The organism is Desulfoluna sp. (assembly GCF_030145185.1).
GTDB lineage: Bacteria > Desulfobacterota > Desulfobacteria > Desulfobacterales > Desulfolunaceae > Desulfoluna.
On the sequence record NZ_JAQYWB010000074.1, the window covers coordinates 17,866 to 27,900 of the forward strand.

A 10,035-nucleotide genomic window follows, 5' to 3' on the forward strand; every position below is an offset into this window, starting at 1 on the left:
AAAAGTTTGGCTCACTCCGGGAGGGCGGCCGGAGGCACCACCTGAACAGGTGGACTCCGATAAAGCAGGCAAAGGCGTATGGTGTAGAGAAAGGGGACTCCGGTGCGGGGGGATGCACCGGAGCCTGATTATTAGAGACATGCGTTTTGGCTGTTTTTTTGTGGACGGAAGAACCCGTTCGCAGGAGGGATGCTAAAATAAGGTGTCGATACAATCAAAAAACCGGGACCCCGCGATGGCGGTGTGACAAGACGGGATCCCGGCTGGCTTTGACAGAAGGATCGAGGGGGGGGGTGATCCTTCTGCGGTTGCGCTGTTTCGTTGAGAAGTGAATGCATGGATGATGCCAACATAGAAAGTTAAAACAAATATATCTGAAATCATGAATAAAAAAGGTATATCAATAAAGACGACAGCCGAGTGACACTGAAAAATTGTGGATAAATAGTATCCATGGATACAGGGGGAGTGTATCGAAATGATGCAGGTGGGGAGAGTTATACAGGGCCTCTTTTTTTGTCTCCCTTGTCTATTGCGTGGTTTTTACGAGACGTGGCCGATATTCTAACATTAACTACGTTAAATTAGCTATTTAGTTCGGCTTGTGTCGTCTTTATAGAACACGTTTCGTATAGGGCATGGGTGGTGTTTTAATTGCAGTATAGTATTCTGTGAGTTATCTTTTGAAGGATGGTGGATGCTCTTTGACCTTTGTTTTTTGGTCACATCCTATCGGTTTTGGATTTTGGATCAACACGGCATGATGTATGATGACCTGTTGGTTTACCGTTTTAACCGTTGGGTCCGGCAGAACCGCCAGAAGCATGCATTGATGGGTGATATATTCTTCTATTTGTGGAATTCAGGTAATTTAGAGGGGCGTTCTGCGATGAAAAAAGTGGTGAAACTTACTGAGTACAGGAAGAAAAAAAGAAAGACACAGAGGCGTGCGTCGGTAAAGGGCTCAGCCTCGAAGCTCAGTATCTCTCAGATGATCGGCGGGTTGTTTCTTCTGGCTGTGCTTGTGGTGTTTGTTTATTTGCTTCTCACGAGCTGAATCGTTGCCTTTTATGAAACTCTTCGCGAATGCCCGTGCGGCACATGGCGCGCTTCCTTGCTCTTAACGCGAATGCGGAGGCATTTCAGCCCGAAGGAACGAAGGTCGGGTGCGCATTTGCAAACCCGCTTTCAAGGTGGCCCACCTTGCCGCCGGAGGCTGCTTCTTTTTATGCGATTTTAGGCCGTTCAGGAATACATCGTCTCAATGATTCGGGCGTAGCGCTCGTTGATGACGCGGCGTTTCAGTTTCAGGGTGGGGGTGAGCTCTCCCGCCTCCTGGGTCAGTGGTGACGGGAGGAGGGCGAATCGTTTGATTTTGTTTATTCGTCCCAGCCCCTGGGTGTGTTCGTCGATGCGGTATCTGTAGAAGCTTAAGATTTCGGGGTGGGTTATCAGGTCCTGCCGGTCCGTCCAGGAGAGCTCCATCACCTCGGCCAGAGATTCCAGCAGAGAAAAAGAGGGGACGATCAGGGCTGAAATATAGGGCCTCCCATCGCCCACGATCACCCCCTGTCCCACGTATATGTCTTCATTTAATGTGGCTTCGATGGCTTGGGGGGAGATGGTTTTTCCTCCGGAGGTAATGAGAATATCTTTGAGGCGATCGGTGATGCAGAGATGGCCTTCCGGGGTGATGTCTCCGATGTCTCCGGTGAGGAACCATCCATCCGGGGTGAGGGCTCGGGCTGTGTCTTCGGGGTGATTCCAGTAGCCTTTCATCAGGCAGGGCCCCCTGGCGTGCAGTTCTCCATTTTTTCCAGTGCGGACGTCCATGAGGGGGAGGGGCTTGCCGCTGGTCCCCAGGCCGATATCGGCTGAGCCGCAGACGCAGAGAGGAAAAATTTCTGTGAGACCGTATCCCATGGCCATGGGAATGCCAGCGCTGCAAAAAAGGTCCATGATCGCAGGGTTCAGGGGGGCGCCGCCCACGTGATGAAATTTTGACCGCCCGCCGGTGACGGCACGGATGCGTTTCAGGCCCAGGCGACTGGCCAGCCGGTAGCGGGCTTCGAGGCCCATGGGTACTGGCTGGTGACGCTGTTTGAGACGGTTGCGTTTTTGTCCGGTGCGAAGGGCCCAGTGGAAGAGGGCTTGGCTTCTGGGAGGTGCCCGGTGGAGTTTTTCCATGATGGATCCATAGAATTTTTCCCAGATCCGGGGGGCGCTGACCATGTAGTGGGGTTTGACCTCGGCGAAAAACTCCCGGAGCAGCCTGGGGTCGTGGCAGTAGTTGTTTTCGGCGCCCCGGGAGAGGATGAGCCAGGTCCAGCTGCGTTCAAAGACATGGCTCAAGGGGAGAACATTTAAGGAGACATCGGTCTCTTTGATGGGCATGGGAAGCGCGGTGCAGTAGAGGCCTGTGAGGATCCCTTCATGGGTGTGCATCACCCCTTTGGGCGTGCCGGTGGTCCCGGAGGTATAGATGATGGTGTAGAGATCGGATCGCCCGGCCTGGGCGAGACGCGTTTCAAGCTCGTGCTTTAGGGCTTTTCCCGTGCCCAGCATGAGGAAGTCATGGAAGGAGAAACTGGGGATTTCAGGGCTCAGGGTAACGTTGGGCGAAAAGGCCACGAGGGTTTTCAGGTTTCCTCTGCGTCTGGCAACCGAGAGGGCTTTGTCGTACTGATCCTGGTCGTTGACAAAGAGAAGTCGGATCCCGGCATCCTCCACAATGTAGGCGGCTTCATCGGCGGAGTGGGTGGCGTACACCGGGACGGTGACACCCCGAATGGAGAGGATGGCCAGGTCGGCCAGGGTCCAGGCCGCCCGGTTCTGAGAAAAAATGCCCACCCGGTCGCCGACCTCAAGACCGCATGCCAGGAGGGCTCGGGCCAGAGCATCCACCGTCTCTCCCATCTCCTGCCAGGTGAGGCTGAGCCAGGGGCCGTCGGCCCGGTCTTTCAAAGCAATCTTGTTTTGGTAAAGGGGGATGCGTCGCCGGATCATGAGGGCGAGGTGCTGTTCCTTCTCAATAAAGGCCTGGGACCCTTCGTGGTGATGGCTCACTGTCATCTTCACCCTTCGCGCCTGTCTGTGATCAATGTTTTATCCGTGAAACAGAAATACTATGGTATGGGCCCGTGAATCAAGGGGGGGATGAAAAAAAGAGGGTTTCCGGGGCTTCATCATCCTCGGGCCCCATGGATAGAATGAAGCGAATCGACAGGTTTGAAGCCCTGGAGGCGGGGTCTTAAGATGTCAATCTGGTATGAGCGTTGGCGCTTTGGCCTGTCTATGGTATGTCCAACGAAGAGTCACTCGATAAAAAACCGGTCACCCATGGGGGAGGAAGAGGTGTGTATGGCTGTGGATATCAGGATATTTGTGGAACGTTTGAAAGAGGCGTACAAAGCGTGGAATGCACCGGTTATTACCTTGATGGCCGGGATTGGTGCCACCCCCTTTGAGGTGCTTATCGCCACCCTTCTCTCCCTCAGGACCAAAGACGAAGTGACGGCCGTGGCCGCCCGGCGTCTTTTTGAGGTGGCCCGTACCCCCGAAACACTTCTGGCCCTGGGCGAGGAAGAGATCGCCAGGCTGATCTATCCCGTGGGTTTCTATCCCACCAAGTCCCATCGGATCATGGAGATCTCCACCCTGATCCTGTCAAAATACCACGGCGTCGTCCCCAACGACATCGATGAGCTCCTCACCCTCCCCGGCGTGGGCCGGAAAACCGCCAATCTTGTTTTGGTGGAAGGGTATCAGATGGAGGCCATCTGCGTGGACACCCATGTTCACCGCATCAGCAACCGCATTGGCTACGTGGCGACCAAAAACGCAGACAAGACCGAAATGGCCCTGCGTAAAAAACTCCCCAGAGAGTACTGGGTTATCTACAACGAAATCCTCGTCTCCTTCGGCCAGGTCCTCTGCCGACCCATCTCCCCCTTTTGCTCCACCTGCCCCGTTGCCGATCTTTGCCCCCGAATCGGGGTGACCACACACCGTTAGAAAAAAAGCCTCCGGCGGCGAGGTGTGCCACCTCGAGAGCGGGTTTGCGAATGCGCTGTGGCTGTCGGTGCTCCCAGCACCTCGCGTCCGCATTCGCGTGAAGGGTGAAGGCCGGCATCGTATGGCGCAAGCGCGTTGGTCATCGGCGTTTCCGTGTCAATTCATGGGGTGGCATGAATCCGAATAACGCCGGCGGTGATGAGCTAATTCCTTTTTCCGTAGATTTCGAATGCGTGACGGGGGGCAATCATATCAGGGTGTGCTTGCACACCGTGGTCGTGAAATGAGAGCGGTGATGCTATCTGTCGGGCATGGATCCCCGGTCACTTAGCGATACAAAAGGTGGTGAGTGTCGGACAGTAAAACGGCACAATCGGATCCCTTTTCCCGGGCAGCCGGGGAAGACGAGGAGGAGCGAAGGCATCACTCTTTGTACTGTCTTTTCGTCCCATGATGGTTTTAATCCCCTCATGAAACAGAGGGGTGTCAGTCTTTCACTGCGGGCGGAGTCCATCAGCGAATGTGATCGACCTGAGGAACGAAGGTCGGGAGCATTTGCGAACCTGGGGTGCAGGGGCTGTAGCCCCTGCCCGCCGGAGGTTTTTTTTATTTTTCCATCAGGTGTGAGACGGCGTCTTCGAGGCCGTCGAGGGAGAGCTCGAACATGGGGAAGATCTGTCCGATGGCCTGGATGGTGCGGGTGTAGCCCCACATGTGGGCCTGGACCGGGTTGAGCCAGACGCAGTGGGCAAAGGTCTCGGAGAGAAAGCGGAGTCGTTCGATGCTGGGCTGGCCGCTGCGGTCCTGAACATAGATGGAGCCGTCCCGGGAGAGGAGCTCGTAGGGGGCCATGGAGGCATCTCCTAAGATGATGAGCCGGGTATCCGGATCGATTTTGGCAAAGTCCTCGATGCGCTTGGGTTGTCGGTAGCGGCTGGAATCGAGCCAGACGGTGTCGTAGATGGTGTTGTGAAAGAAATAGGTTTTCACGTCCTTGAACTGGGCCCTGGCGTAGTCAAAGAGGGTCTGGATCACTTGGACGTAGGGTTCCATGGACCAGCCGCCGTTGTCGATGAGGAGAACGACCTTGAGGCGGTCCTTTAAGCTCTGGTCAAAGACGAGCTCGATCTCGCCCCCGTTTTTGATGGTCTGGTAGATGCTTTTGTCGACATTGAGATTGTCTTTGGGGCCGGCTGGGGTGAGGTTGCGAAGGCGCTTTAAGGCCTCTCCGATGTGGGCCTGGGTGAGGGGGCCGTAGCCGGAGTAGTCTTTGTAGCGGCGTTCCCCAGCCACCTTTAACGCGCTTTTGCTGCGGGATTCCCCGCCCACCCGCATGCCGCCGGGGTGGTATCCGGAGTGGCCCACGGGGGAGTACCCTCCGGTGCCGATCCATTTGTTGCCCCCGTCGTGGCGCTCTTTCTGGTCTTCCAGCCTTTTTTTGAAATAGTCGATGAGCTCTTCCGGGGAGTACTTGGAGAGCTCTTTTTCGTCCATCCCCAGGGCTTCGGCCATCTCTTTGGGGTTCTGGAGCCACTCGTCGAGCATGGCCCGGGCGACATCATCCAGCTCCAGGGATTCATCGTCGGGGATCTCCACGCCTTTAAAGTACCAGGCGAAGACCTGGTCGTAGATATCGAAGTACCGCTCGCTCTTCACCAGGATGGTGCGGGCGGCGGTGTAAAAATCATCCACGGAGTTCACCAGCCCCGTCGAGAGAGCCTTTTGAAGTCGCAGAAAGGAGGTGGGGCTCACCGGAACTCCGATCTCCTTGAGTTTGTAAAAAAAGTCGATGAACATGGTGAGTGTGTCTCCGGCGGGTCGCTTTTTGAAAAAGCGCCGCAAAAACGTTTCGGTTGCAACAACGCTTTGCACCTTGTTCCTCGGAGGAAAGCGTTATTGCGAATTCATTAGGGGTTGCTCCTGCACGTGTGCCTCAGCATGGGCCACGTGTGGTGATTTTAAACCCGACAGACGACAAATGTAGTTTTTTTTAAAAGTCTGGGCTCCGACAGGATCAGGGGCACGTGTTCATTTGACCATTGTTAATGGGGTCGCGGTATCCGAACACTGGAAGATTCATCGCGGGCAAGCTTACGGGCATTGCCCGCCAGCGAATGTGATCGGCCTGAGGAACGATGGCCGAAGAGCATTCGCCACCCGCTTTCGAGGTGGCACACCTCGCCGCCGGAGGCTTTTTTTGCTGCCCCCTAAAAAATCCGTCGTTTCGTCACCTGGTTGGTGGCCCGGCTGTAGTCGGGGCTCTTTTTGAAGAGCACGCCGAGGAAGGGGATGTCCCCTTTGGCCAGCTGCTTGATTTTGAAGTCGGGGTCGGCCTGGAGGGCGCGGACCCAGTTGATGAGCTCACGGGTGGCCGGTTTCTTCTCGATGCCGTCCAATTCGCGGAGTTTGTAGAAGGTGGTGATGGCGTTGTCGGCGAGTTCATCGCTGAGCTCCGGAAAATGAACCCGGATGATGCGGCGCATCACCTTGGGGTCGGGAAAAGCGATGTGGTGGAAGTTGCAGCGCCCGAGGAAGGGGTCGGAGAGATCCTTCTTGGCGTTGGAGGTAATCAGGATCACGGGCCTTGTTTTGGCGGAGACGGTTTTATCGATCTCCATGATGTCGAACTGCATCTGGTCCAGGACGTCGAGCATGTCGTCCTGGAAGTCGGTGTCTGCCTTGTCGATCTCATCGATCAAGAGCACCACACGCTCGTTGGCGGTGAAGGCCTGGCCGATTTTGCCCATGGCGATGTACGCCTCGATGTCGGAGACGTTGCGGGAGGAGTCTCCGAAGCGGCTGTCGTTCAGGCGCGTCAAGGTGTCGTACTGGTAGAGGGCTTCCACCAGCTTCATGCTTGACTTCACGTTTAAGGTGATCAGGGGCATGCGCAGGCTTTCGCTGATGGCATAGGCCAGCATGGTTTTTCCGGTGCCGGGTTCGCCTTTGAGGAGCAGGGGCATCTCAAGGGCCATGGAGATGTTGACGATTTTAGCCAGCTCTTCATCAAGGACGTACTTCTTTGCGCCGGTGAAAACGGCGTTGTTCTCATTTACGTTTGCAGACATGGGGGTTCCTTTTTGGATGGCGCCGCGCCAGGGTGCTGCGGTGACATCAATCAATGTTTGGTCGGGTAAAGGCTGGTGGTTTCACGGAAAGGATGTTTTTGAATGGGTAAATGCATCCCGAGTTTCAGTGACTCCCCCTCCTTTTTTCCCTTCACTGTGGGTATTGTGACGTCGAGCTCTGAGACTCGGCGGTCGTTTGTTTTTTAAGGCCCGGTGGTTGTGGCCGAATCGGACGGTTTGCTCCTCGCCCTTAAAATAAAGGAAAGGAGCTTTAGATTATAAAGGAGAGTTCGGGTGTTTGTGAAGACTTTTATACGACCGTCTGAATGAAGTCGGCGGTAACGCACAAAAAGAGCCCCTCCCTTACGCTCATTCTTTTAGATCGATGCCCGAACTTTTTCGGAGAGTCCTTTGGTCAGGGCCAGGACCTTTTGGGCCAGTTCAAGGGTAAGGGACCCCGTCCCGCAGCTGGGCGTGATGAGGGTGGCGTCCACCAGGCTTTTTCGGTCAAAGCCGAGGGCTTCGAGTGATGCCATCTGGGTTTCCCATAGGGTAAAGAGGCTCTCCACGGTCTCTTTTTGGATGACCTCGGCGTTGTCGGTGGGGACGATGCCCCAGGCGAGGATGCCTCCACGTTTGAGGTATCCCTTCAGGTTCTCTGCAAAGAGCACGAACCGGTCGAAGTAGCTGTAGGCGTCAAAGCTGATGATGTCGATGGCCGCGTCAAAGAGAAGGGTCCACTGGGTGTTGGCGCAGACATGCACCCCGGCCAGTCCACCTTCTTTGTGGACGGCTTCGGCCATTTCGTTTAAGGCCGAGACCACGTCCTCTTCGGTGATGGTGACGTAGGCGGAGGTTCCGAACCCGGCCAGGGCCGGTTCGTCGAAGAAGACGATGGGAAGGGCGCCCGATTTGCCGAGCATCCGAGCCTGCCAGGCGGCGTTCATGGTGAGGTGCTTGACCATGATGTCCCGAAGCTGGTCATCATAAAAAATGGCCCGATCTTCCTGATCCTTGACGGCGGTGCCGAAGGTTACGGGCCCGGTGATCTGCCCCTTGAGGGCCAGGGGGAAGGGGGAGAGGGTCTGCGCCATCTCCGTGAGGGTGGAGAAGCCTTTGGCCCTTTCTGCTGAAATGGCAAAGGGGGAGCCCTCGATGTCGCCGCCGGCTTCGCTGACCAGGAGATACGCTTCGTAGAAGGCAAGCATCTCATCGGCGAAGGTTTCGGTGGTTGAGTCAATCCAGGATTTCTCCTCTTCCTCCACGAGTCCGGGGAATCCGGGAAGAAACTGGTCGATCATGCCCTCTTTGGGGTTGGATGGGAGCTGAACCCAGAGGGGGATTTCAGGGGTATGAGCAAACACAAGTTGGGTTGCCTGGGCATGGTCTGAGAGGGGCAGGCTACCGATGAGAAGGGGCCGTCCCTGGGGGGTAAATTTCGTCATAATATGCTGAATCCCTTTTCAGTTATAAAGATTGACACCCTGCCGAAGCCGGTGGTATGTTCTGTGGTCGCATGAACCGCTGTAATTTTTATCAAACTCGCATAGACCTTTTGTACGAAGGGGGAACAGATGTTTGGACTTGGTCCGATGGAACTTACCATCATCCTCATCATTATTCTCATTATTTTTGGTGCCGGACGACTTCCTGAGATCGGTTCCGGTATTGGAAAAGGCATTCGCAACTTCAAGAAGTCTGTTTCTGAGACCGAAAATGAGAAGCTTGACGAGACAAGTAAAGAAGACACGAAAGACGACGCCTGAAATTTTGATGAGGCGGTGAAATATTGAGAAAAAGGCTGTTTGAGGCCGTTTGTCAGAAACTTTGTGAAGCGGCAAGCCGATGTCTCAACCGTTGATCAGCCTTTAAAAATGATGATATACAGTAAGAAGGGGGGCTTAATAAAGCCCCCCTTTTTTTTATGGATCACCCCGCACCCATGCCTTCGACAATAAAGCGTCCGGCCTGTCCGCTGTGGGTCTCTTTGTTGCTTCCCATCACCTCCACCCGGGCCTCGGGCATTCTCTGCACCATTTTTGTGATCTCCTCTACGCCGTGCAGCTTGTCGGACGCGGCCCCAATCACCACCACAGGGCTTTTTACCTGGGGCAGATCCTCCCAGACGGTGTGGCCGCTTAAGGCCGCAGCGTTTGCCTTGAGGCGGGTCGGTTCCGCATCCATGATGGTTTGGGTGTATTTTCGGGCCTGCTCCGGTTCCTTTTTTTTGTCCACACGAAAGTTGATCAGATACCAGACGATGGGGTAGCGGATCGCCTTGAAAAAGAAGGGGGGAACGAAGGAGATGATAAAATTGCCCCATGGGGGAAACTGAAAGGCCGTGACCGGCGAGATGAGAAAAGCACCGGAGGGGGTTATTTTTCTTCGGGCCATCGCCCGGATCAGCGCCGTGGACCCCAGGGAGCTGCCTGCGACGTAGAGGCTCGTTTCCGCGGGAATGAAGGCGTTTGCCACTTCGGCGATGTCGTCGGCCAGTCGGTCGATGTCAAAGCGGGGGAGGGGACCCGCCGGGAGGCGGGCACTGCGTTTTTCCCTCGATTCCATGTAGAGGACCCGGGTGTGAGGGGTCATCTCCTCCAGCACCTCATGCCAACCGGACAGGGCCGAAAGCCAGCCCGCCACAAAGAGAAGCATCGGTTTTTTTTCGTGCCCCTCTCCTTTAAAGTCAAATAGGGTCAGGGTGACGCCGTCGGAAAGGGTGAAGGGGGTTTTGGATACTCCTATCCCTTTGTTTTCGTACCGCAAGAGTTCTCTCATGATCCCTGGTCCGCTTCAGGTTAAATGGGGATTAGCCCGGATATTTCACGAGTTGGGTGCGCTCATATGCAAGGCATCAGAGCTGAAGATGTAGTGGTTTACCTCAAAGCTCTGATAACGCGGCAGATGAGTGCACCCGGCTCGCCCGAAGGGTGAGAAAATCAGACAGAATACC

8 protein-coding genes are annotated in these 10,035 nt (G+C 55.3%); 3 read left to right on the forward strand and 5 right to left on the reverse strand.

Going from position 1 to position 10,035, the window contains the following annotated elements; genetic code table 11:
* The first annotated feature begins 697 nt into the window (after positions 1-697).
* On the forward strand, positions 698-1,057 hold the full coding sequence (locus Q1Q75_RS18845) for a hypothetical protein (RefSeq protein ID WP_300673859.1): 360 nt from the start codon (positions 698-700) through the stop codon (positions 1,055-1,057).
* Between the two features lie 188 nt (positions 1,058-1,245).
* Here Q1Q75_RS18845 and Q1Q75_RS18850 read toward each other — a convergent pair whose 3' ends face one another.
* Complete coding sequence (locus tag Q1Q75_RS18850; protein WP_300673861.1) at positions 1,246-3,072, reverse strand: long-chain fatty acid--CoA ligase; 1,827 nt, start codon at positions 3,070-3,072, stop codon at positions 1,246-1,248.
* Positions 3,073-3,360: 288 nt separating this feature from the next.
* Between Q1Q75_RS18850 and nth the strand changes: the two genes are divergently transcribed.
* Positions 3,361-4,014, forward strand: a complete 654-nt coding sequence (gene nth / locus Q1Q75_RS18855) for an endonuclease III (RefSeq protein ID WP_300673864.1) — start codon at positions 3,361-3,363, stop codon at positions 4,012-4,014.
* A 606-nt stretch (positions 4,015-4,620) separates the two neighbouring features.
* On the opposite strand, the gene Q1Q75_RS18860 is transcribed toward nth, so the two are convergent.
* The 3 genes from Q1Q75_RS18860 to Q1Q75_RS18870 form a co-directional block, all read right to left on the reverse strand.
* Positions 4,621-5,811, reverse strand: coding sequence for a hypothetical protein (locus tag Q1Q75_RS18860; RefSeq protein WP_300673867.1), 1,191 nt, complete (start codon positions 5,809-5,811; stop codon positions 4,621-4,623).
* 410 nt (positions 5,812-6,221) lie between these two features.
* Positions 6,222-7,082, reverse strand: coding sequence for a MoxR family ATPase (locus Q1Q75_RS18865; protein ID WP_300673869.1), 861 nt, complete (start codon positions 7,080-7,082; stop codon positions 6,222-6,224).
* Positions 7,083-7,459: 377 nt separating this feature from the next.
* Positions 7,460-8,527: a hypothetical protein gene (locus Q1Q75_RS18870; RefSeq protein ID WP_300673872.1), complete on the reverse strand. Its 1,068-nt coding sequence runs from the start codon at positions 8,525-8,527 to the stop codon at positions 7,460-7,462.
* A gap of 129 nt (positions 8,528-8,656) precedes the next feature.
* On the opposite strand from Q1Q75_RS18870, the gene Q1Q75_RS18875 reads away from it, so the two are divergent.
* Positions 8,657-8,848: a twin-arginine translocase TatA/TatE family subunit gene (locus Q1Q75_RS18875; protein WP_300673874.1), complete on the forward strand. Its 192-nt coding sequence runs from the start codon at positions 8,657-8,659 to the stop codon at positions 8,846-8,848.
* Between the two features lie 163 nt (positions 8,849-9,011).
* Here Q1Q75_RS18875 and Q1Q75_RS18880 read toward each other — a convergent pair whose 3' ends face one another.
* Positions 9,012-9,860, reverse strand: a complete 849-nt coding sequence (locus Q1Q75_RS18880; RefSeq protein ID WP_300673876.1) for an alpha/beta hydrolase — start codon at positions 9,858-9,860, stop codon at positions 9,012-9,014.
* Positions 9,861-10,035: the final 175 nt, after the last annotated feature.

What these genes read in the sequence shown, in the direction of transcription:
- nth (WP_300673864.1), top strand. Translation starts at nt 3,361, where the DNA reads ATGGCTGTGGATATCAGGATATTTGTGGAACGTTTGAAAGAGGCGTAC.
- Q1Q75_RS18860 (WP_300673867.1), bottom strand. Translation starts at nt 5,811, where the DNA reads ATGTTCATCGACTTTTTTTACAAACTCAAGGAGATCGGAGTTCCGGTG.
- Q1Q75_RS18870 (WP_300673872.1), bottom strand. Translation starts at nt 8,527, where the DNA reads ATGACGAAATTTACCCCCCAGGGACGGCCCCTTCTCATCGGTAGCCTG.
- Q1Q75_RS18850 (WP_300673861.1), bottom strand. Translation starts at nt 3,072, where the DNA reads ATGACAGTGAGCCATCACCACGAAGGGTCCCAGGCCTTTATTGAGAAG.
- Q1Q75_RS18845 (WP_300673859.1), top strand. Translation starts at nt 698, where the DNA reads ATGCTCTTTGACCTTTGTTTTTTGGTCACATCCTATCGGTTTTGGATT.
- Q1Q75_RS18880 (WP_300673876.1), bottom strand. Translation starts at nt 9,860, where the DNA reads ATGAGAGAACTCTTGCGGTACGAAAACAAAGGGATAGGAGTATCCAAA.
- Q1Q75_RS18875 (WP_300673874.1), top strand. Translation starts at nt 8,657, where the DNA reads ATGTTTGGACTTGGTCCGATGGAACTTACCATCATCCTCATCATTATT.
- Q1Q75_RS18865 (WP_300673869.1), bottom strand. Translation starts at nt 7,082, where the DNA reads ATGTCTGCAAACGTAAATGAGAACAACGCCGTTTTCACCGGCGCAAAG.